Source organism: Streptomyces netropsis, from assembly GCF_014203545.1.
GTDB lineage: Bacteria > Actinomycetota > Actinomycetes > Streptomycetales > Streptomycetaceae > Streptomyces > Streptomyces netropsis.
On record NZ_JACHJG010000001.1, the window covers coordinates 543510 to 564865 of the forward strand.

Annotated in this window: 25 protein-coding genes and 1 pseudogene; 16 read left to right on the forward strand and 10 right to left on the reverse strand. The window is 69.6% G+C overall.

Translation table 11 applies throughout. From position 1 onward, the window contains the following. Positions 1 to 21: 21 nt before the first annotated feature. The 5 genes from FHS38_RS02430 to FHS38_RS02450 form a co-directional block, all read right to left on the reverse strand. Positions 22 to 600, reverse strand: a complete 579-nt coding sequence (locus FHS38_RS02430) for a hypothetical protein (RefSeq protein WP_184730137.1) — start codon at positions 598 to 600, stop codon at positions 22 to 24. Then, positions 597 to 2330 (reverse strand): alpha/beta fold hydrolase, encoded by a 1734-nt coding sequence (locus tag FHS38_RS02435; protein ID WP_184730139.1) that lies wholly within the window; start codon positions 2328 to 2330, stop codon positions 597 to 599. The genes FHS38_RS02430 and FHS38_RS02435 overlap by 4 nt, the downstream gene beginning before the upstream one ends. Before the next feature lie 346 nt (positions 2331 to 2676). Further along, positions 2677 to 2868, reverse strand: a complete 192-nt coding sequence (locus FHS38_RS02440) for a hypothetical protein (protein ID WP_184730141.1) — start codon at positions 2866 to 2868, stop codon at positions 2677 to 2679. A gap of 41 nt (positions 2869 to 2909) precedes the next feature. Beyond that, positions 2910 to 3101 (reverse strand): hypothetical protein, encoded by a 192-nt coding sequence (locus FHS38_RS02445; RefSeq protein WP_184730143.1) that lies wholly within the window; start codon positions 3099 to 3101, stop codon positions 2910 to 2912. A 752-nt stretch (positions 3102 to 3853) separates the two neighbouring features. After that, positions 3854 to 4885: a LysR family transcriptional regulator gene (locus tag FHS38_RS02450; RefSeq protein WP_184730145.1), complete on the reverse strand. Its 1032-nt coding sequence runs from the start codon at positions 4883 to 4885 to the stop codon at positions 3854 to 3856. A gap of 209 nt (positions 4886 to 5094) precedes the next feature. Between FHS38_RS02450 and snpA the strand changes: the two genes are divergently transcribed. The 3 genes from snpA to FHS38_RS02465 all read left to right on the forward strand — a co-directional run bounded on the left by snpA (position 5095) and on the right by FHS38_RS02465 (position 6773). Continuing rightward, positions 5095 to 5751 carry a snapalysin gene (snpA, locus tag FHS38_RS02455; protein ID WP_184730147.1) on the forward strand — a complete coding sequence of 219 codons (657 nt, stop codon included), beginning with the start codon at positions 5095 to 5097 and terminating at the stop codon, positions 5749 to 5751. Positions 5752 to 6015: 264 nt separating this feature from the next. Continuing rightward, complete coding sequence (locus FHS38_RS02460; RefSeq protein WP_130877559.1) at positions 6016 to 6240, forward strand: hypothetical protein; 225 nt, start codon at positions 6016 to 6018, stop codon at positions 6238 to 6240. An 8-nt stretch (positions 6241 to 6248) separates the two neighbouring features. Further along, positions 6249 to 6773 (forward strand): DUF1990 domain-containing protein, encoded by a 525-nt coding sequence (locus FHS38_RS02465; RefSeq protein ID WP_229821878.1) that lies wholly within the window; start codon positions 6249 to 6251, stop codon positions 6771 to 6773. Positions 6774 to 6983: 210 nt separating this feature from the next. Here FHS38_RS02465 and FHS38_RS02470 read toward each other — a convergent pair whose 3' ends face one another. The 4 genes from FHS38_RS02470 to FHS38_RS02485 form a co-directional block, all read right to left on the reverse strand. After that, on the reverse strand, positions 6984 to 7625 hold the full coding sequence (locus FHS38_RS02470; RefSeq protein ID WP_184730149.1) for a DedA family protein: 642 nt from the start codon (positions 7623 to 7625) through the stop codon (positions 6984 to 6986). A gap of 231 nt (positions 7626 to 7856) precedes the next feature. Then, complete coding sequence (locus tag FHS38_RS02475; protein ID WP_184730151.1) at positions 7857 to 8336, reverse strand: DoxX family protein; 480 nt, start codon at positions 8334 to 8336, stop codon at positions 7857 to 7859. Positions 8337 to 8419: 83 nt separating this feature from the next. Beyond that, a complete protein-coding gene (locus FHS38_RS02480) occupies positions 8420 to 10186 on the reverse strand; it encodes an alkaline phosphatase D family protein (protein WP_184730153.1) in 1767 nt (588 codons plus the stop codon). Between the two features lie 86 nt (positions 10187 to 10272). Continuing rightward, positions 10273 to 10914 carry an HNH endonuclease family protein gene (locus FHS38_RS02485; protein WP_184731086.1) on the reverse strand — a complete coding sequence of 214 codons (642 nt, stop codon included), beginning with the start codon at positions 10912 to 10914 and terminating at the stop codon, positions 10273 to 10275. Between the two features lie 262 nt (positions 10915 to 11176). Between FHS38_RS02485 and FHS38_RS02490 the strand changes: the two genes are divergently transcribed. From FHS38_RS02490 to FHS38_RS02510, 6 genes and pseudogenes are all read left to right on the forward strand, one after another. Then, positions 11177 to 11968 (forward strand): ABC transporter permease, encoded by a 792-nt coding sequence (locus FHS38_RS02490; RefSeq protein ID WP_184730155.1) that lies wholly within the window; start codon positions 11177 to 11179, stop codon positions 11966 to 11968. A 205-nt stretch (positions 11969 to 12173) separates the two neighbouring features. Continuing rightward, positions 12174 to 12755, forward strand: a complete 582-nt coding sequence (locus FHS38_RS02495; protein WP_184730157.1) for a TMEM165/GDT1 family protein — start codon at positions 12174 to 12176, stop codon at positions 12753 to 12755. Between the two features lie 600 nt (positions 12756 to 13355). Continuing rightward, positions 13356 to 13916: pseudogene (locus tag FHS38_RS35000) on the forward strand (ice-binding family protein); the annotation flags it as partial. Between the two features lie 160 nt (positions 13917 to 14076). Beyond that, entirely contained in the window at positions 14077 to 14787 is a 711-nt protein-coding gene (locus FHS38_RS35005) for a hypothetical protein (protein ID WP_229821877.1), read from the forward strand. 546 nt (positions 14788 to 15333) lie between these two features. Continuing rightward, positions 15334 to 15513, forward strand: a complete 180-nt coding sequence (locus FHS38_RS02505) for a hypothetical protein (RefSeq protein ID WP_184730158.1) — start codon at positions 15334 to 15336, stop codon at positions 15511 to 15513. Next, positions 15510 to 15998, forward strand: a complete 489-nt coding sequence (locus tag FHS38_RS02510) for an NUDIX hydrolase (RefSeq protein WP_184730160.1) — start codon at positions 15510 to 15512, stop codon at positions 15996 to 15998. The genes FHS38_RS02505 and FHS38_RS02510 overlap by 4 nt, the downstream gene beginning before the upstream one ends. A 121-nt stretch (positions 15999 to 16119) precedes the next feature. Here the strand turns inward: FHS38_RS02510 and FHS38_RS36280 are convergent, their stop codons facing one another. After that, positions 16120 to 16530: a DUF6255 family natural product biosynthesis protein gene (locus FHS38_RS36280; protein ID WP_376700021.1), complete on the reverse strand. Its 411-nt coding sequence runs from the start codon at positions 16528 to 16530 to the stop codon at positions 16120 to 16122. Between the two features lie 522 nt (positions 16531 to 17052). Between FHS38_RS36280 and FHS38_RS02515 the strand changes: the two genes are divergently transcribed. The 7 genes from FHS38_RS02515 (at position 17053) to FHS38_RS02545 (ending at position 21294) form a co-directional block, all read left to right on the forward strand. Next, the gene (locus FHS38_RS02515; protein WP_184730162.1) at positions 17053 to 17361 is read left to right on the forward strand and encodes a putative quinol monooxygenase; all 309 of its coding nucleotides are present in this window, start codon (positions 17053 to 17055) and stop codon (positions 17359 to 17361) included. Between the two features lie 8 nt (positions 17362 to 17369). After that, positions 17370 to 18605 (forward strand): helix-turn-helix domain-containing protein, encoded by a 1236-nt coding sequence (locus FHS38_RS02520; RefSeq protein ID WP_184730164.1) that lies wholly within the window; start codon positions 17370 to 17372, stop codon positions 18603 to 18605. A 14-nt stretch (positions 18606 to 18619) separates the two neighbouring features. Then, positions 18620 to 18784, forward strand: coding sequence for a hypothetical protein (locus FHS38_RS35010; protein ID WP_229821876.1), 165 nt, complete (start codon positions 18620 to 18622; stop codon positions 18782 to 18784). Between the two features lie 360 nt (positions 18785 to 19144). Beyond that, positions 19145 to 19669, forward strand: coding sequence for a DUF6879 family protein (locus FHS38_RS02530; RefSeq protein WP_184730166.1), 525 nt, complete (start codon positions 19145 to 19147; stop codon positions 19667 to 19669). A gap of 18 nt (positions 19670 to 19687) precedes the next feature. Beyond that, positions 19688 to 20536, forward strand: a complete 849-nt coding sequence (locus FHS38_RS02535; RefSeq protein ID WP_184730168.1) for a helix-turn-helix domain-containing protein — start codon at positions 19688 to 19690, stop codon at positions 20534 to 20536. A gap of 122 nt (positions 20537 to 20658) precedes the next feature. Further along, positions 20659 to 20865 carry a hypothetical protein gene (locus FHS38_RS02540; RefSeq protein WP_184730170.1) on the forward strand — a complete coding sequence of 69 codons (207 nt, stop codon included), beginning with the start codon at positions 20659 to 20661 and terminating at the stop codon, positions 20863 to 20865. A gap of 204 nt (positions 20866 to 21069) precedes the next feature. Next, entirely contained in the window at positions 21070 to 21294 is a 225-nt protein-coding gene (locus FHS38_RS02545) for a DUF397 domain-containing protein (protein WP_184730172.1), read from the forward strand. Positions 21295 to 21356: the final 62 nt, after the last annotated feature.

A 21356-nucleotide genomic window follows, 5' to 3' on the forward strand; every position in this document is an offset into this window, starting at 1 on the left:
CCCGCGACGGGGGTCCCGGTCTCAGGCGGCCCGCAGGAAGCCCGGTGAGACGGGGTTCATCGCCTGATAGGTGGAGACGTAGAGAACCTCGGGATCCTCGCTGTCGTCGTGCCCGCTGGCGCGCACCACGGAGAACTGGAAGCCGCGCACCTCGGACACGTTCGGGGCGTCCCTGATCTGCTTCCTGATGAACTCGGCCAGGACCCGGAAGGGCGGCGATCCGGTGGGGTCCTCGCCCTTGGCGATGTTCTTGATGATGGCACTGCAGATGTCGAACACCGCCTTCTCCGTACGGCGGGAGGAGAACCAGAACGCCTGGATCATCTTCCGGTCCTGGATCAGGTCGAGCTCGATCCAGGGGGACGTCTCACGGCTCTCGTCGAGGGTGCGGTAGAGGTAGTGGTAGTCGTGCGTCGCGGGGTTCGGCGCGAAGAACTTCCAGTTCGGCACGAGGGAGAACAGGTCCTTCTCCCGCCCGCGCTCGAAGGCCGGATGCGGGTGCTGCGCGGCCAGCGTCGTCAGCAGCAGGGCCGCGCCCGCGAGACGCGTCACGGCCCCGGGGCCGGTGAAGGCGTCCTTCAGGAGGCTGGTGGGGTTCACTTCTTCTCACTCGCCTTTCCCGGGAGTTCCGCGGCCGGGGATTCGGCGGCCGGCGTGGTCGGTGGCATGCAGTGCCCGGCCACGAAGTCCGCGATCCGGTCCGCCGCGGTACGCGCGTAACGGGCGTCGGTCAGGATCGTGTCGTGCCCGCCGCGCTCCACGACCGTGACGTCCCCGTGCCGGTCGGCCGCCCGGTGGGCCCGGATGATGTCGTGGTACATCAGCAACTGCTCGGGGTCGATGTCGACCGTCACCTGCGCCGCGACGACCAGGCCCGGGGCCGGCACCGGGGGCAGGTCCCCTTCGAAGGACCGGAACTCCTCGCGGACCGCCGTCCACTCCCGGGCCGCCGCCGTCCACAGCCGTGAGTCGGTGTAGAGGGCGAACGCCTTGTCCCGGTAGGCGTACGGCAGATGGTCCACCCAGCGGGGCCGTGTCATCAGCGAGCCGAAGCCCAGCTTCGTCCAACGCGCCATGTCCGTCAGGGAGTCGGTGAAGAGCTGGCTGCCCTTCCGCTGCTTGTCCGACCGGATGAGCTGCCCAGGGTGCGAGGGGTCGAGGTAGACGACACCGGCCACCCGGTCGCCGAGCTGCGCCACGGCCCGCCGGTTCAGCTCCGCGCCCAGGGAGTGCCCGACGAGCACCACCTCGCGGTCCTCGGGCAGGGCCTGGCGGATCAGGTCCACCAGGTCGTCCACGGACTCCTGGATGGTGTAGGGGGACTCCTTCACCCGGCGGCTCGGGCCGTAGCCGGCACGGGCGTAGGTCACCACGGGCTGGCCGAGGTCGAACGCCAGCCGCTCGACGATCCACGCGAAGTGCTCGGACGTCGAGGCGAGGCCGTGGTTGAAGACGAGGACCGGGCGGTCGGCGAGGTCCCGGCCGCCGGTGTCGTACTGCAGGACGTTGCCGCAACGCGTCGTGACGGTACGGGAGTTCGGCCACCCCGACACGGCGCGGGAGCGCCGCTGCGTGGCCAGCACGGCCGACACGGTGACGCCGCCGGCGAGCAGGACCAGCGCGGTCTTCACCATCCGGTCGTCCCGGCCGGCGACCACCGGGAACGTACGCGGCGCGGTGGTGTAGGCGACCATGGGGTGCATCGCGGGGAACGCGGTCATGAACCGGCCCAGGCCCATGACGAACGCGTTGGCGATGTGGAAGCTGCCGGCCGCGCCGATCATCGGCCGGGTCAGCTTCCCACCGGCCAGATAGACGACGGGGAAGAGGCATTCCATCGCCAGGACCGCGTGCTGCGTGAGCTTGCTGGCCCGGGGATAGCGCTGCGTCAGCCGGTACGCACGCTCGAAACCGTAGGTACGGGTCCGCAGCACGCCGGGCAGCGCCGAGCCGTCACGCCACTTCGTCCCCGCCAACTTCGCCCAACCGGACGTCGCGTAGGACATGTTGGCCTGGATCGCCAGATACCACATCAGGGCGTCCTTGACCTGCGGGCTGTTCGACAACCGGGCGAGACCGGTGACCGCCTGCACCTGCGTGGCGACCTGGTCCGAGCCGTCCGTGCCGTAACGGTGGCGGGCCTGCAGCAGTGTGGTGGAGACGCCGAGGTAAAGGTTGCCCGCCGCCCGCCACCTGCTGTTCCCCGGCAGGAGCATCCCCAGGCTGCAGGCGGCGCGCGTGGCGTGCAGGGCCAGCGTGGTGCGCCTGCCGCTCACGGCGTCGGTGAGCTTCTGGACGGCCGGAATCTTGCTCTCCGGCGTCTGTTTCATGATTTCCCAGTCATTGAGCCCGCCGGGGCCCAGATTCCGGTACTGGTGAAGGTATTCCAGGGAAGAAGACAGACTGGAAAGGGCCGCAAGACGTTCCGATATGCCTATCGCGCGATCCCGGGAAATCGGAATCGGAGAAAATAACGAAGAGGTGAGCTTCTTTATCAACTTCATGCCGAAAATTTGCTCCGCGTCGAATCGGCTGAGGGTAGAGTCGAGAGGCTGTCGGGCCGCGATTCCGCCGCGGCCCGACAGTCCTCTCCCGCCCCCCGGCAGGCAGCTCCGGGAAGGCACTCTCAGAAGCCCGCAGGGCTTCTCAACAGGTGGCGCTCAGTCCGGCAGGACGTCAGTCGTTGGCGCCGGCCTCGTACGCCTGGACGGTGACCCACGCGGCACCGGCACCGCCGGCGAAGCCCACGCCGAAGGCGACCAGGGCGGGGGTGGCCTGAATCGGCATCATCGCGCCGAACTCGCCGTGGGTATCGTCCGTCAGCTTCTCGGGGGTGACGGCGACAACGCTGTCGATAATCCTGCTCATCGCGTTTGTTTCCCTTCGGTGATTGATTATGGGGTGAAGGTTCAGCCGTTGACGCGGCCGGTGACGTACGCACCGACCACGCCGGCGGCGCCGGCGACAGCGCCGCCGACGTACCAGCAGGTGGCAACGGCCGCCACCGGGGTGGCCAGGACCGGACCGGCGTCGTCCTGGTAGCCCTGCTCCAGTGCACCGAGGTCCTGCTCGTTCATGAACGCGGCGATCTTCTGCTCCATGGTGCTGTCCTCCGTCTCTTCATCGCGAGGTAGTGCATTCGGGATATTGCGTGGTGGTTCTTTTGCACCGGGACGCGGATACGGCTTTTTCCGACGGGATCTGCGGGCAGCATCCCGAGAGGAATGGCAGGGATGTAGGACCTTCGGACGCACATGTGTCACAGGGAGAATTGGATTCGTTGTGCGCCATCTCGATGGGACGTGCGCGGCCTTGGGGTCCGGGTTCGGGGACCGAATCATCCCGGACATCGGCCGGTAATCCATGCGTCGGGTGGTGACGGTGCCTTCGAAATCGCTTTTCGGAGGCGATCGCCACACTAGCGGGCTGTCGATCAATGAGAACAGGCCATAAACGTATTCTGGCCGGATCCGTAGCGTGCCGCTCACCGCCGGCGCTACCCACGGTACGGGCCCGACCTGGGCTTCCGTTGTCGGGGCCCGGTACGCCGTCGGTAATGTACGGGTAAAGGAGTGGCTGATTCCGCTCCCCTGAAAGTCTCCGGAATCCCTATTTGTCCAAGAAGACGGAAATATCGATCGGAAGCGTTCGGGGCGCCGAGCAGTTGAACGCGGAACGCGCCGCATCTGTCATCGTCGGACCGTGCACTCACGGTCCGGCCGCCGGGGCGGCGTCGCATGCGCCTGCCCGCACCCTCAGCGCGGGTCGGCGGACCCGTCCTGCGCCCGGCGCAGCCGCCGGCGACCGCGCGGTTGACCTCCACCGTGAGCGGAACCGCCCGCGGCGTGTTGCCTCAGGCCGCGGGCGGTTCCGTTCTCGGGGGGCGGCCGGGGCGGCCCGATCGTTCCGGCTGGTCCGGCCGGTCCGGTACGCGTAGCAGCGGGCTGGTGTGGCGGTGGAGCCAGGCGCGGTAGGCGGGGTTGGCCCGGATCAGTTGCTCGTACGCGTCCTGGAGGTCGCCGAACAGGGCGTCGAGCTCCGCCGGGGGCAGCGAGCAGGGTCGCGACGCGAGGAACAGCCGGGCGGCCAGGGGGTCGCCGTGCAGGGGACGGAGCACCGTGCCGGGTGCGGGGTCGGCGGTGGGCTGGCAGGGGCGTACGGCCTCGCCGGAGGCGACGAGTTCGGCGGCGGTCGTGCTGTCGCGGACGTGCACGAGGCGGGGGTCGAGCCCCGCGGAGGTGAACGCCCGGCGCAGCGCCGCGCATTCGTCGTCGGCCGTCGGGTCCACGATCCAGGGTTCGTCGGCGAGGTCCGGCAGCCTGATCACCGGCCGGTCCGCCGCCGGGTGACCCGCGGCCAGGGCGACGAACCTCGGCTCGCGCGCGACGAGCATGCGTCGCTCCACCCCCGCCGGGACGTGCAGGGGGAAGCCGTCGAACTCGTGGACCAGGGCGACGTCGAGCTGGTTCGTCGCGAGCAGCTGGAGCAGAGTGTCCGCCGACACCTCTATATGGATCGTGGTGTCCGTGTCGGGCAGGCGCGCGTGGACGCGGCCCAGCCAGCCCGTCACGGCGCGGCTGCCGATGCTGCCGATCCGCAGGCGCAGGCCCCCCGCGCCCACCGCCGCGTCCCTCGCGGCCGTCACCAAAGCGGTCATCTCGGCCACGATGGGACGCGCCCGGGACAGCACGGAGTGACCCAGCGGTGTCGGCCGGCTCCCCGTCTGGCCCCGGGTGAAGAGGAGGCCGCCGATGGCCCCTTCGATCCGGCGGAGCTGAGTGGTGAGGGAGGGCTGGGTCATGCCCAGCTGTAACGCCGCTTTGCGCACACTTCCCGCGTCGGCTATGGCCAAAAGCGCACGGAGGTGCCTGACCTCTAGCTCCACGGGGGGAGCATAACCGCGCCTCGTGCGTCACACCAGACACAGCGGCGGGCAGGGTAGGTGATTGCTCGGTGCTATGGCCACTTGGCATCATCCGCACCGTTGATAACTCGTCAGAGACTCTCCGGGACCAAAGAGTTCACCCGGTGAACCCCGGCCGCCTGTCCCACCCTGTGCGGCCGAAGGTTCTCGGAACGAATGGAGTCCCCCACATGAACCGCTCCACGATGCTGCTCTCGGCAGCCATCGGTCTCGGACTGGCCGCGAGCATGACGGCCGTGCCCGCCTCCGCGGCGACGGCCCACACCGACCGGCAGTTCACGCAGTCCTCGTACGCCGGCTCGGCTGCCGAGGAGGCGAACAACAAGGCCTTCTTCGAGGCCGTGATGAAGTCCGCGAAGGCGAAGCAGGCCGCGAAGCCGGGCCTGCGCGGCGTCACGGTCACCTACGACGCCAGCAGAGCCCCCAGCTTCGCCGCCCAGATAGCCAGCAGCGCGCGGATCTGGAACAGCTCCGTGACCAACGTCCAGCTGCGTGCGGGCAGCAACGCGGACTTCACGTACCGCGAGGGCAACGACTCCCGTGGCTCCTACGCGAGCACCGACGGCCACGGGCGCGGCTACATCTTCCTCGACTACCGGCAGAACCAGCAGTACGACTCCACCCGCGTCACCGCCCACGAGACCGGCCACGTCCTCGGTCTGCCGGACCACTACTCCGGTCCGTGCAGCGAGCTGATGTCCGGTGGCGGCCCCGGCACGTCCTGCCGGAACCCCAACCCCAACAGCGCCGAGCGCAGCCGGGTCAACTCGCTGTGGGCCAACGGCATGACCGCGTTCAACAAGGACGCCTTCACCAAGGCGCACTGACAGCGCACCGATCCGCCGGGCCACGCGCACGGCCCGTAGGGCGCCCGCAGGGGCGCTCCACGGTCCCGAAAGGGGCTCTCAAGTGGTCTCCCGTCGATCCGGCGGGGGGCCACGGCGGCTTCTCCGCATGATCACCAACCGCCCCTGGGTGATCTTCCGGACGATCCCGCGACGCACGACGACGGCGGCCCGGCTCCTTCCCGGAACCGGGCCGCCGTCCCGTGCCAGCCACCCCGGGTCCGCCGAGGGCGCATACTGAGGCCAATGACGAAGCCAAGAGCGACCCGACGTTACTTGCCCACCAGCCCCTTCAACACCCCGCCCGTGACGCTTCCGGTCGAGCACTTCGCCGTAGGGGACCGCGTCACACACGACCGGTACGGTCTCGGACGGGTCATCGGCGTCGAGGACGGCATCGCCGTGCTCGTCGACTTCGCCTCGCGCCAGGAGCGGATTCCGGGGCCCTTCACCAAGCTGACCAAGCTCTGACCGCACCCGTGGCGCCGCGATTCACCTATCCGGAGGTGGGAGCCACCGGGCGGGAACCCCTGCCCGGCGGGTACTCCCACCTCCGCGTCACCACGCGCACCGGCCACGGCCGGGCCGTCTTCGAGGCGGCCGCCGACGCCGTGCTGACCTGGGGAATGCACCGGGCCGCGGGTGTGCAGATCGCCGACGGCACGCCCCCGGCCGCGTACGGCGTCACCGTGACCCCCGGCGTCGGCATCGGCCCGCTGCGGATCTCCGGCCCCTGCGCGGTGGCCTGGGCGTTACGGGAGGAGCGGCGGGCCGGTTTCGCGTACGGGACCCTGCCGGGCCACCCCGAGACGGGGGAGGAGGCCTTCGTCGTGACGATCGACGACGAAGGGGACGTCACGCTGACCGTCATCGCCTTCAGCCGCCCCGCGCGCTGGTTCACCAAGGCCGCCGGACCGCTGGTGCCCCTCTTCCAGCGGGCGTACGCGCGGGGCTGTGGACGCGCCCTGCGCAAGGAAGCCGCCCGCAGGGTGAGCCGGGCCTGATCGCACCCCCCTCGCCGCCGTCCCGACTGCGGGTGCCCCGCGCGCCCGCGTCCCACCGGCGTACGGAATCCCCTGTACCGCTCCACCGGCCCGGCTGCGCGGACCCGCTCGCGCGGCTTCGGTATCCCCGCCCTACCGCGTCGGGACCCACTTCTTACGGCCGGCGGCCGAAGCGAGCGCGTACGGGTGCGTAGCCGGTGCGTACGGGGACTACGGGGCGGCCTGCGCCTCGGCGGGCTGCGGGCGGCTCATGAGGAACGCCGCACCCGAGCCGGCGGCGAAGAGCGCGAAGACCGAGACGGCCGTGCCCAGCCAGGTCGCTCCCAGCCATTGGCCGCCGAAGTAGCCGAGGCTCACGCTGTACGCCGCCCAGGTCAGACCCGCCAGCGCGGACCAGGGGAGGAACTCGGCGACCCTGCGGTGCATCACCCCCGCGCCGAGGCTCACCACGGACCGCCCCGCGGGCGCGAACCGGGCCAGGACGACGAGCGGGCCGCCGCCGCGCAGCAGCGCCGTGCCCAGCTTGGCCTGGGCCGCGGTCAGCCGGCGGGAGCGGGAGATGGCGCGGTCGAAGCGGTCGCCGCCGCGCCAGGCGAGACGGTAGGCGACCAGGTCGCCGAGGACGGACGCGGTCGCGGCACACATCACGAGGGCCAACATGTCAGCGAATCCCGCGTGGCCCCGGGCGGCGTCGGCCGCCGCGTCGGCGGCGGTGCCCGCGGCCGCGGTGGCGGCGGTGATCACCAGGACCCCGCTCGGCAGCACCGGCAGAAAGACATCGAGGAGAACGGACAAGCCGACGATCACATAAATCCATGGCGTGGTGGCCAACGCCCCCAACTGCTCCAGCACGTCCTGATCTCCCGGTACGGTCCCCCGCCGCGACGTCGCAGGGGAGCGGCAGGGGCGGCCTTCACAACCGTACAGCGTACGCCTGGGGCTCCTGGGGCGTGGTCGTAGGGGTTGTGATGTTGTGAAAGTCACGGATCAAGAGGGAGCCCGGTCATGCGCCAGGAGGGGTCCGGCGGTGCCGGACCCCTCCTGGTGGCGGGCTGTGCGAGCGGCCGGGGGCCGCCCTCGCGGTCAGACCGCGCTGGGGGTGCGCTGCGCGGCGGACGCCGGGGCGTCCTCGCCGCGGGAGCGGGAGAAGAGGCGGTCCAGCGAGAGGGCGCCGGGACCGGTGAAGACGAGCAGGAAGAAGGCCCAGCAGAACATCGCCGAGGCCTCGCCGCCGTTCTGGATCGGCCACAGGGCGCTGCTCTGGTGCATGTCGAAGTACGCGTACGCCATGGAGCCGGAGGCTATGAAGGCCGCGCTGCGGGTGCCGAGGCCGAGCAGCACCAGGCCGCCGCCGACGAGCTGGATGACCGCGGCGTACCAGCCGGGCCAGGTGCCGGCGGAGATCGTGCCGCCGCCGACCGCGCCACCGAGGACGCCGAACAGGGAGGCGGCGCCGTGGCAGGCGAAGAGCAGGCCGACCACGATGCGGAACGCGGAGAGGACATAGGGGCGGGCGGCGTCGAGCCGGGCGGTGAGCGCCGAGGCCGAAGACGTGGGGGGCATGGTGGGGCTCCTCGTGACGGGGACGGGAAACGACGAGGGCTCCAGGTTAGGTACCCCTAACGATACTTGCAAGTTCAAGTTTCTTATTTCATTCGAACGCGCGCCCTGACTTCGGCGGGCTCCGCCACCTCGACGTCCATGTCCAGAACCGCGGACAGCCGCTTCCCGGAGTCGTTCGTCTCCGCGCGCGCCTGGTCGAGCCGCAGCCGGGCGGCGCGGCCGCGCAGGGTCAGTGTCATCAGCTGGTTGCCGAACCAGGGACCGCCGCCGACCCTGTCCCAGTCGAACGCCGGACGCACCGCCCGTCCGTGCCGCGTCAGCGCCCGCCCCAGCCACCGCCCCGGTCCGCTCCAGCCGAAGCGGAAACCGAGCCGCACGGCGGTGTGGATGTTGTTGTGCACCGGGGAGCAGGTGAGCTGGAGGACCCGGCTGCGCACGGCCTCCGGCAGGGCGGGCTCGGCGACGTACGCATGGTGGACGTCACCGGCCAGCACGCTGATCGTCGCGGGGGCGTCCGGCCCGCTGCCCACCGTCGCGATCAGCTCGGTCAGCTCCGTGAACGACGCGGGGAACGCCGCCCAGTGCTCCAGATCCGCCCGCTGGCGCATCGTTTCGGCCACGCGTGCCCAGCGCGGCCCACGCTCCCCGGCACACAGGGCCGCGTTCCACACCTCCGCGTCGTGCACCGCCGGTGGCAGCAGCCAGGGCAGCGACGTGCCGATGAGGAGGTGGTCGTACGAGCCGGGGCCCTCCAGCACCTCCCCGCGCAGCCAGTCCGCCTCCGACGGGGCGAGCATCGCCCGGGCGCCCTCCCCGAGGACGCGCGTCGTACGGGTGTCGACCATCACCAGCCGTACGCGCCCGAAGTCACGGCGATAGCTCCAGCGGGCCTCGGCCGGGTCGTCGTCGACGCGGGCGGCGAACTCCCGCAGCGCCTCGGTCCCGTCCGAGGCCGAGCTCACCGCCTTGAAGAGCTCGTCGCGGGCCAACTCGTCGGGGGAGAGGTTGCCCAGGTGCTGATACACCCAGTACGACATCAGGCCGCTGACCGCCCGCTCCCGCCACCACGGCGTCGCCCGCATCCGGGCCCGCCACGCCTCGCTGGTGTTCCAGTCGTCTATGACGTCGTGATCGTCGAAGATCATCAGGCTCGGGACGGTGGAGAGCAGCCAGCGGACCTCCGGGTCGCGCCAGGACTCGTCGTAGAGCCGGGTGTACTCCTCGAAGTCCGCGACCTGGTGCCCCGGCGGCTCGGTGAGCGGGCGTCGCTCGGCGATCCAGCGCCGGGTGGCCTCGGAGGTCTTGTCCGCGTACACCTGGTCGCCCAGCAGCACGAGGACGTCGGGCCGGTCGCCGGGGCCGGCGCCGCCTTCGGCGCGCATCGAGCCGCTCGCCATGTCGCTCGCCAGGGTGTCGAGCGCGTCCGGTCCGAACGGGCCGAAGGGTTTCAGCCGGGCACGCGCGGCGGCGCCTTCGGCCTCCGGGGGCGGCGCGGCCCACCGGCAGGACCCGAAGGTGACCCGCACGGTGTCGTCGGCGCCGCCGCCTGCGCCGATCGCGGGCGTGCGGATCGTGCTCGCGGGGAAGGACGAACCGGCGAGCGGCCACACCGGCTCGCCGTCCAGGAACACCTCGTACGCCGTCTCGCTCCCCGGCGTGAGGCCGGTGACCGGCACCAGGGCGTAGTGGTGACCGGCCACCTGCCAGGTGTGCGCCGAGCCGCCCGCGCCGTCGGCGCAGCGGACCTCCGCCTCGCAACTCCGGTCGCTCTCGACCCACACGGTGGCGCTCGTCCCGCTCTGCCAGTCGACGTACCGCAGCAGCGGGCCCAGTCGCAGGGCTGCCGTCATGCCGGTCTCCCCTCCGTCATTTCCGTACGGTACGAAACGAGGGAGGGGAGCACGGAGTTTCCCATTCCGGGTGAAGTTCGCGCGGGTCAGCAGCCGTTGAGGACAGCCGCCAGCTTGTTCTTCTCGGCGGGGTCGACGGTCAGCTTGTAGTGGTGCTTCACCGTGACCCACATCTGCGTGTACGTACAGGCGTAGGACGCGAGGGGCGGCATCCACTGCGCCGGGTCCTTGTCGCCCTTCGCCTGGTTCACCCGGTCGGTGACGGCGATCAGCTGCGAGTGGGTCAGGTCGTTGGCGAACGCCTGCCGCTGCGCGGTCGTCCAGGTGTTGGCACCCGAGCGCCACGCCTGCGCCAGCGGCACGATGTGGTCGATGTCGATGTCCTGGGCGTCCTCCCAGGTGGCGCCGTCGTACGGCGAGAACCAGCGGCCCTCGACGGCGGCGCACTTGCTGTCCTGCTGCACGTCCTCGCCGTCGCGCTTGAGGACGACCTCGCGGGTGTTGCAGGCACCGCCCTGGCTGCTCCAGTGCGGGAACTTGGCCCGGCTGTAGCCGTCCATGGAGCCCTCGCTCTGGACCGTCAGCTCGCCCAGGTACGTACGGGCGGTCGCGGCGTCCGCCGGGGCGGGCGGCGCGGCGTGCGCGGCCGGGCCGCTGAGGACGATCGTGCCGACCAGGGCGGCGAGCCCGCCGCCGACGGCCGCACGACGCGCGTAGACGCCGCGCAGAGGAGAGGTGACGCGTATACCGGACATGGGAACTCCCTTGAAGTGGGGGGTTGTCGGCCGTCGGAGCGCGGCCAGGATCGCGGCGACGGGTTGCCGAGGGGTGGTCGCCGGGTAACAGCGTGGCGACGCGACCATGTCAAAGCAAGGGGGCGGGAACGTGATCCACCCCTCGACGGGGCGCGCTGACATGCCGACGGGACGGGCTGACACGCCGCCAGCCACACGCGACGGAACGGATGTTCGCCGCCCGTAGGGTGGCCGCGTGCTCGCCGCCGAAGTCCTGCTGCCCGTCGACACCACCCTCGCAGTGGTCCTCGCGGCCCTGCTCGCCGCCGCCGTCACCGTCGCCGCGCTCGCCCGTCTCACCGGCGACCGGGGCCGGGGCTACGCCCGCCAGATCGCCGTCGCGGGGCTGCGGGCGGCCGTGCAACTGGCGGCGGTCTCCGCACTGATCGGCTGGGTGGTGCGGGCGGCCCCGCTGCTGCTGTGCTTCGTGCTGCTGATGTTCGCCGTCGCCGTACGGACGGCGGGGCGCCGCGTCACGGACAACGGCACGTGGTGGTGGGCGGCCGTGCCGATCGGGGGCGCGGTGCTGCCGGTCGTCGCCGTGCTGCTGCTGACCGGGCTCGTGCCGTACCAGGGCATCGCGCTGATCCCCATCACCGGCATCCTCATCGGCGGCGGTCTGACCGCGACGGTCCTCGCCGGGCGGCGCGCGCTGGACGAGCTGCGCACCCGGCACGGCGAGGTGGAGGCGGCCATGGCCCTCGGCTTCCTCGATCGCGAGGCGAGGCTGGAGATCGCCCGCCCGGCCGCCTCGGACGCCCTGCTGCCGGGCCTGGACCAGACCCGGACCGTGGGCCTCGTCACGCTGCCGGGGGCCTTCGTGGGCATGCTGCTGGGCGGCGCCTCGCCGCTGCTGGCGGGCGCGGTGCAGCTGTTCGTGCTGGTCGCGCTGATGGCGGTGCAGGTGGTGGCGGTGGCCGTCACCTTGGAACTGATCGCCAGGGGTCTGCTGCACCGGGCTGCCTCCACCGAGGTACCTGTACCCTGAAGGGAGCAGAAGGGGAGTAGCTCTTCGCCGGACCGTCGACATACTGCTGAGTTCGCTCAGCCGGCGCCCGGAGGCGGATGTCCTGCATCCGCCAGCGAGACCTTCGGCCGCAGTGTCCATGACGCTGCCGTGCCGAAGCGACCCCTGATCTCCACGCAGGCCCCGTCCCTCGGTGCGCGCAGCCCACACCGACAGAGGAAACCCTGTGTTCAGCTTCACCGTCGCCGCCCTGGTCTTCGGGGTCGTCTTCCTGGCCGAGCTGCCGGACAAGACCGCTCTCGCCGGCCTGATGCTCGGCACCCGCTACCGCGCGAGCTACGTCTTCGTCGGCGTCGCCGCGGCCTTCGCCGTCCACGTGGCCTTGGCCATCGCCGCGGGCAGCGTGCTGACCCTCCTGCCGCACCGCCTCGTCCAGGCCGTCGTCGGCCTGCTCTTCCTCGCGGGCGCGGCGATGCTGCTGCTGAAGAAGGACGACGGCGAGGAGGAGATCAAGAAGCCCGCCGACCAGTCCTTCTGGAAGGTCTCGGGCGCGGGCTTCATGCTGATCCTGGTCGCGGAGTTCGGCGACCTCACCCAGATCATGACCGCCAACCTCGCCGCCCGCTACGACGACCCCGTCTCGGTCGGCGTGGGCGCGGTGCTGGCCCTGTGGTCGGTGGCGGGCCTGGGCATCGTGGGCGGCCGCACGCTCATGAAGCGGGTGCCGCTCGCGTTGATCACGCGGATCGCGGCGGTACTGATGCTGGCGCTGGCGGGCTTCAGTCTGTACGAGGCGATCGCGGGCTGACGGGCGGGGCTCTGCCGCGCTCGGGCGGCGAGGCCCGGGAACCCGCCGCCTGAGCTCGACGCGGGTGCGCTCGCGCAGGACGCCGGCGAAGCCGGCGGCCACGGCGTGCTGGAGGCGGGACCCGCCGCTCACGCCTGACAGTCCTTCAGCTCCGCCAAGGGCTGAAGGGCTGAAAAGTTGTCAGGGGCACCCGCACCGCAGAACGGCATGCCTCGATCACAAAAGTTGACTGACCTCAAGCATGACATTTTGTCGTCACTCAGATGGCTCGTTAGTGCTCAGCCGTCCAGGGAATTGTCATATCGGCATATCGGAGAAATGCGATGGCATGTCATGGCATCCCGATAGGTAATCGCTCTGCGCCGACTGGGGTCGAGCCCGTGAGGTCTCGACGCGAGTACGGCGGCTTGTGGCCCGGCCAAGGTTCACCACGAGCGCCGCGAATCCCTTTCGGGGTCGGCAGGGCTCAACGGCGACAAGAAAGGTCTTGCTATGGCAGTTGATGCCATCCAGTCCAAACCACCAGGCAGGAGGTTCAGACGTTCCCGTCTGGCGGCCCTCGCCATGGCTCCCGGAGCGATGCTGCTGGCGGCGGTCACCATGCTCTCGAGCGTCGCGCACGCTCTGGAGGCTCCCGTCAACCTGGGGACGACCGCCAGTTACGGGGTACTGGCCGGTGCGACGGTGACCAACACGGGCCCGACGGTCATCAACGGTGACCTGGGCCTGCACCCGGGCACCTCGGTGACCGGCTCTCCGCAGGTCAACGGCTTTCAGCATGTGGCCGACGCCGAAGCGTCCCAGGCGAAGTCAGACCTGGTCATCGCCTACGACGACGCGGCCGGCCGGGCACTCACCGCCAGCGTGTCGGGTGACCTGACCGGACAGACGCTGACGACCGGCGTGTACAAGTCCACGTCGTCACTGGGCCTCACCGGCACCGTCACGCTGGATGCCCAGGGCAACCCCAATGCCGTCTTCATCTTCCAGATCGCCTCGACCCTGATCACGGGGTCGGCGAGCAACGTCGCCCTCATCAACGGGGCGCAGGCCTGCAACGTGTTCTGGCAGGTGGGCAGCTCCGCCACCCTGGGGACCCACTCCTTCTTCAAGGGCACCATCCTCGCCCTGACGTCCATCGCGGTCCAGACCGGCACGGTGGTCGAGGGCCGGGCCCTGGCGCGCAACGGCGAGGTCACGCTGGACAGCAACACCATCACCCGGGCCAGCTGCCTCACCGGCCCGCCCGGACCTTCCGGTCCTCCCGGACCCTCCGGTTCTCCCGGTGCCACTGGTCCTGCCGGGCCTTCTGGGAGTCCGGGTGCCACTGGTCCTGCCGGTCCTGCCGGTCCTGATGGGCCTGCTGGTCCTGCCGGACCTTCCGGGAGTCCGGGTGCCACTGGTCCTGCCGGTCCTGCCGGACCTGGCGGTCCTGCCGGTCCTGGTGGACCTGCTGGTCCTGCCGGTCCTGCCGGACCTGGTGGACCTGCCGGTCCTGCTGGTCCTGCCGGACCTGGCGGACCTGCCGGGCCTGCTGGTCCTGCCGGACCTGGCGGTCCCGCCGGTCCTGCCGGGCCTGCCGGTCCTGCCGGTCCTTCCGGGGGTCCGGGTGCTACCGGTCCTGCCGGGCCCGCCGGTCCTGGTGGACCTGTCGGTCCTGCCGGTCCTGGTGGACCTGTCGGACCTGCCGGTCCTGGTGGACCTGTCGGACCTGCCGGACCTGGTGGACCTGTCGGACCTGCTGGTCCTGCCGGTCCTGTCGGTCCCGCCGGACCTGCCGGTCCTGGTGGTCCCGGCCACGACCACGGCCACGGGCATGGTCACGGCCACGACCACGGTCACGGCCACGACCACGGTCACGGCCAGGACTACGGCCACGGCCACGGCCACGACTACGGTCACGGCCACGGCAATGGCCATGGTGGGCACGGGAAGGAGTGCCCCGACTACGGTCACGGCAACGGGTGGTTCTCGGCCTGGGGAACGTGCCCGACCTTCTGATCGCTCGGCCGTCGCGACGATGAGGAGGTAGTGACCACGAACGACCGGACGGCGGAATGAACCCGCCGCGTGGCCGGTTGCATCGCGGTTGCGTATGACGTTGGCCTCCACGACCCATGTGTGGTCGTGGAGGCCAACGTTGCGTTTGGGGGCGTCCGTGTCGTTGCGTGTCGAGGAACCAGCTGAGGCCCCTGCTGGGGCGACCCGTGGTGGGGGAGTCTCTCCGAGCCCGTTGTGGTCGTCGCGGGCGCAGTGCCGCCCACTACTTGGGCGATGAGATGGGGAGGCATCCTGTCGGATGGTGTGTGGCATGCCACTCGTGGCGTAATGGGGGCTTTGAGCCGACTGGGCGGGCCAGGCTGGGCTGCGTTGATCGCAGCCGTGTCAGGAGCCCGTGGTGGTCAGGTCGCGTGAGCGGATCTTCGTCCGGGACGCATCCGGGGATGGGGGGCGAAGGTGACCTCGCCGCATGCCCGGCGCCGGTCGTCGATATCCACCCTGTGCACGAGCGCCTACCGACACCTTCTGGCATCTCTGGCATCTCTGGCATCGCGAAGAAGAGGAACGGAACCAGCGCATGAAACCCATCGGCACCGCCAAGCCGGCCTCCGAACGGATCTTGGCCCGGATGCTGTTGCCCGCCCTCAGCGGGCGGTTCGTAGAGCTTGAGGCCACTGCACGGCGCGAACAGTCCTCCTACAGGCGGCTCCCGCTCGATCTGTGGCAGGCCGAGCGGGAGGCCGGTCCACCGCAATGACCGACGTTCTCACCGTCGACGCGCAGCGGGAGCTGGCCGCCGAAGCCCACCGCGTCGGTGTGGTCGACCTTCAGGTCCTCGTCCTGCTCAGCAACCTGCGTCAGGTGTTGCTGATCGAACACGGTCACCCCACCCTGTCCAGGGGTTTTCCGCCGCAATGGACGATTCCGAGCACCTTCGTCCTGCCCGGCGAGTTGATCTGCCACGCGCTGGAACGACTGTGCTGCCAGCAGCTGGGCCTCGACCCCGCCGCCTGTCCGTCCAGCTTTCTCGGTGCCACCACCCTCCAGGAACCCGAGGTCGAGCAGTATCTCTTCGCCCTCAACGTCAGCGATCTGCCGCACGTGCTCACCGGGTCCGACCTCGACATCGGAGCACGCCGCTGGTGGAACATCGAGGACGGCCAACCGATGAGCTTCGCCCCAGGCATCCGCCAAGCTCTGGCCTCGGTCCATTTGCTGTCGCCGACAGAATCCCTCGTCTGACGAGGACCTGGCCCTCTCGGCCCGCGCCTGTCAGGGGCGCGGGCCAGCGGGCCCGGGCGTTGAGAGCGGCGCGCGTCTACGCCCAGGCCTTCCCTGCTCGCCGCAGCGTTCCTGCGGCGGTTCACAACGCTCCGCCACTCCGCTTGTTCGCTTCTCGCACCTTTCTGAGCAGGGGTTCACGGGGCTGGCTCCTGTTGCCGGATGCAGCCTGCCAACTGCCATGGCTCGCGGTCAGGAGGCCGATGCCCGTGACGGTAGGTCCGTAGGGCTCGGTCCTCTCCGGTGGTTCGAGCGCGGGGCCGAGTGCCCGGAAATCGATGACGCGACGCGTTCCGCAGCCGGAGCAGGTCATCATCCCGTCGGCAGTCGCCCAGGCTTCCTCGGGATGGGGGCACATGAGGCTCGGTGGCCTGCGCTTACGTGATCCGTTGTCCGCCGTGACCCGGTGGGGCTTCGCCGGTGGATCGGTCCGTCCGGGCTCGCGGCGTGGGGCGGCGCTTGTGCCTGATGGTATGGGAGGTCGTCTGAGCATGAGGTGGCCGAACAGCCTTAGATTCGTCAAGAGCGTGATGGTTTCGGCGGCGGTCCGGACGACAGTCACGAGTGCTCCGCCCGGAGGTGCTGTCCCATCGCCACGGTCGTTGCCTCGGCCAGGTGGGTGTTGCCTTGGCGGACGGCTTCCCAGCGTTTTTCCTTGATCTCCCTGCACTGGGTGCAGGGCCCTGTCAGGGTTTGAACGGCCTTTGGCTCCGGACCGCTAGCCTGGATCTGCATCGAACCTCCTGCTTGCCTCAGGGGTGAGGTGTCAGCCTCGGCGGAGACCCACACGGTGTTACCAGCACCTGTGAGTCAGGATCCGCCGGGGCTTCTTCTTGTTCTCGTGCCGATCGCCGTCCCGGGGCGCGGCACGGCGGCGTCTCGGTCGCCGGAATGACAGCTACTCGCACTGTAACTGCGAAGTTACTCACAGTTTTTCTGCTAGTCAAGACACCCTGCGGCTACCCCTGTTGGGCGGGTTCTGACAGTCTTGGTGCGGCCCGAGAGGAGAGCGAACATGACCACAGGCTTTGGCCTGGTCGTACGCTTCACGCTGCGCGACGCCGATGCCGCGGGAGCCTTTGACGAACTGGTGTCCCGAACGCTGGACCGCATCAGGCGTTATGAGCAGGGCACGGTGGTGTACGTGAACCACCGCGTGCCGGGTGAGCCGAACGTCCGTGTGTTCTACGAGCTGTACGAGGACCGTGCCGCGTTCGACGCGCATGAACAGCAGCCGCACATCAAGCACTTCCTCGATGCGCGCGAGGAGTTCGTCTCCCGGGCCGAGGTGACATTCCTGGAACACATCGACGGAAAGGTGTGAGGAGGCCGGTGACCCCCGAAGGGCGGCGCGCGTTCGGCGCGCGGGTCGCAGAACTGCGTAACCGGTGTGGGCTGACCCAGCGGGACCTGGCGGCAGAGATCGGCCGCACCACAAGCTGGCTGTCCCAGGTCGAACGTGGCGTCCAGCCGGTCAACCGATTGGACGTCCTGCGGCTCCTGGCCGACGGCCTTGGCGTCTCACTGCAGGAGCTGCGACCGGATGCCCCGCAGCCCGTGGAGGCGGAGGAGCCCGCGCCACGACCGAACGACCTCGACCAGGCTCGGCTTCTCATCTCGGGACATCCGTCGCTCGATGTCCTTCTCTCTCCGGACAGCCCCTGTGAAGAGCAGCCGCTCGCCGTACTACGGTCGGAGGCCGACGAGGCCTGGTCCCTTGCGCACGGCGACCAGCTCTCGGAGCTGAGCGCCTCGTTGGGCTCCCTCATTCCCCGCTTGGAACGCGCGACGCGGACAGCCGACAGGCGTAAGCGCTCCGAGGTGTACGCCTTGCAGGCTCGCGCCTACCAGGCACTGTCGGCGGCCTTCGTCCAGCAGAACGAAGCGGACGCCGCCTGGGTGGCCGCGGATCGGTCCATCGCCGCTGCCGAGCGGTCCGGCCGTGTGCTGGACGTGTTCGCAGGCACTTTCCGTCTGGCTCATGCCTTTGTGCGCCTCAAGCGCTACGACCAGGCCGACTACGTGGCGCAGTCGGCTGTGGCCGCGCTGGGCCGGCACACCGACCACGCCGAGGCGTCCTCGGAGGCCTTGTCCCTCCTGGGTTCCCTGCATCTGGTGCTGGCCCTGGTGCACGCGCGGTCCGGGAACCGGGCAGACGCCCGACGCGAGACGGACCACGCCCGCCGAGTGGCCGTGCGACTCGGGGAGGACCGCAATGACTTCAACCTCGAATTCGGCCCGACCAACGTCGAGATCCAGGCGGTATCAGTCGCGGTAGACCTCGGTGACGCAGGCGAGGCCCTGGAGATCGGTGAGCGATTGGACGCCTCGGGGCTGTCCATCGAACGCCAGGCCAGGCTGGACCTGGACCTGGGCCGGGCGAACGCGCAGCTTCGGCGTGTGGATGACGCGCTCGAGTGCTTCACCAAGGCCGAACGGCTGGCACCGGAGATGGTGCACTCGCACGTGGCGGCACGCTCGGCGATCCGCGACCTGATGCTCGTCGCCGGCCGCACCGCTCCGCCAGAACTGCGGGCTCTCGCGCAACGTGCTGACGCGATGTCCTAACGAGGAGGCGCTCCATGAGCAGGCGTGACTTCGAGGACGCCCCGGTCGCCAACAGCCTCGTCCCGGCGGCTTCGACCGTCGTCGTGGGCGACGGCGGTCGTGCGCTGCTCCAGTGGCGAAGCGGCAACGGCACGGGCGGGTGCCCAGGGGCTGCCGGGCGGGGTGTCGGCGATCGGTGAAGCGTGGGAGGCAGATTGACGCCGGTCCGGACCGTGGAACATTGGCGCCCTGCCAGACGTGCGGGTCCGGCCCCCCTTGACCAGCACCGTGCGGCAGAGTGAAGGTCGTGCAACCAGGCGCAGCGCGCTCGACAGGGAGGGACGCCATGACCTTACGGTTCATCGGTAAAGACCCCGAGTCCGGAGATCACGGATCACCCGCTGTGTGGGTGGACGAGGACACACGAGATCTGGTGGTGCAGGGGTGGACGGCGAACGAGGAGACCACGAGCGCAAGCTCGCAGGATGTTCCGATCCCCGGCCACGAATCGGTGATCAGGGTTCCGAAGCGGATGCTCCCGCTTTTTCGGGAGGCGCTTCGTGTCGCAGAGTCTGACTGACTTCTCCGACCTCATCAGGTCGGTCCGGGAGTCGGCCGTACACCTCGAGATGCGGGACGCCTACGGCGTCGAGAATGAGATCGAAGGCTTCGCCGCATGGAAGAAAGGCCGCCGACTCAATCCTGACGACCGTTCCTCATGGTGGCGTCCCTGGCTCGACCTCGTGCAGGAGGTGACCGCGAAGGGAGTTGTCATCAGGCGGGCCCGGATCGTCTCCGAGCCTGTCAGCGATTACATCGCCTTCGAACACTCCGGCACCTTCACGAATGTGGTTGCTGGGGAACAGATCCGCTGGCTGCCCCGCCGCATGACCTCGGATCTTGCCCTCCCGGGCAATGACTTCTGGCTCTTCGACGGCCGCCTGGTCCAGTTCAACATCTTCGATGGGGCTGGTCGGTGGGTTTACACCGACCAGACAGAGGACCCCGCCGTAGCGGCGCACTGCGCGTCCGCCTTCGACGCAGTGTGGGAGCGTGGCATTCCGCACGAGAAATACACCGTCTGATTCCTGGTCGGTCAGCTCATGCCTACCTCTCCGCTCTCCAGCGCCCAAGCTGCGCGGGACGCCGTGGCGTCTCGCTTGCAAGGGCTCATGAAGGACGCTGGGCTCTCGGGACATGAGCTGGCCGCCAGGTGTGGCTGGCACAAGTCCAAGTCGTCCCGCATCGCACGGGGTAAGACGCCGCCCTCGGATGCCGACATCCGGGCGTGGTGTGTGGCCTGTGGTTCCGAGGATCAGGCGGCCGACATCATCGCCGCCTCCCGGAATGCAGAGTCGATGTACGTCGAGTGGAAGCAGATCCACCGCGACGGTATGCGGCGGATCCATGAGAGAACGGTCCCGCTCTACCAGCGGACCCGCTCATTTCGCGTTTACGCCTCGAACGTCATGCCCGGCATGCTCCAGACTGTCGGATACGCCACTGGACTCCTCAAGACGATCGCAGCCTTTCAGGGCACCCCCGACGACGTGGCTGACGCTGTGCGGGCAAGGATCGACCGCTCCCGAGTGATCAGAGAGGGTGACCACCGCTTCGGCTTGCTCCTTGAAGAGACGGTTTTGTACTACCGAGTCTCTGACGATGCCGCCATGGCTGAGCAGTTGGAGCATCTGCTCACGATCATGGGGCAGCCGAACGTGTCGCTCGGCATCATCCCCGCCAGGGCGCACCGGACCGTATGGCCGCTCGAAGCGTTCTATGCCTTCGATGACCAACAGGTGGCGGTCGAGACGCTCACGGCAGAGATCAACCTGACTGCCCCCGGGGAGATTCGTACATACCTCCGAGCTTTCTCTGAGTTGTCGCAGACGGCCGTACGAGGTGCCCCGGCCCGAGCCCTCATTGCGAAGGCGCTGGACGCTGTTGGGTGAATCCGTGCAACCGCGTGCAACAACGTGGCTGCCCCGCTGAGCCCCTCCTTAACGTCGTCCTCACACGGAGCGATGTCGAGCACCGCACAGGGTGCGAGTGCGGTTAGGGGTGCGCCATGGCGATGGCGAAGAAGGCAAAGGCTCATGAGTTCGACCGCGACGCGTGGGAGTACCTGACCTACGCGCCCGGATACGAGTGCTCCGCCTGCCAGCGGACCATCAGGTCTCTTGAACCCGTCCGTCGGAAGACCGTTGACCACCCCTCGGAAGCGCCCCTCACGGTCTACCGGCACAACCAATGCCCGGCCACTCCGGTCGTGGCCGTCTGATGGGCAGGCAAGCATGGACGGTTGCCCGCGCACGGGCCATTGACGCCGCCGAGCTCCAACCGGCGACCCTGGCCGCCTTCGGTTGTCCCCGGGCCTGTGCGGAGTGGATATCCGAGGCCATGAGGGTCCCTGGGACTTTCGCCCGATAGGGGGCGGAGGGCGGCCTCAACTGGGCCGTCAAAGCAGATCAGGAAGGGCACGACGATGACCGACCTGTACGGGCTCCCCATCAAGGGGGCCGAGTTCTCGAAGGCGTGCGGCGGCAATACGCATCCGGACGGCGAAGCCTGCGTGACGCTCGCGAAGATCGGCCCGGACGTCTGGGCCATGGGGGACACCAAGCGGCCGGCTGCGCAGCCGCTGCGCTTCACCACGGCTGAGCTGGACGCGGCCGGTATCGACCCGGCGAAGTTCGGGCTTTCCGCCTGACGCCCTGAGTACCCCCTCACTGGCGGCCCCGCCCACGCGCCGGCGGGCGGGGCCGCCGCCTT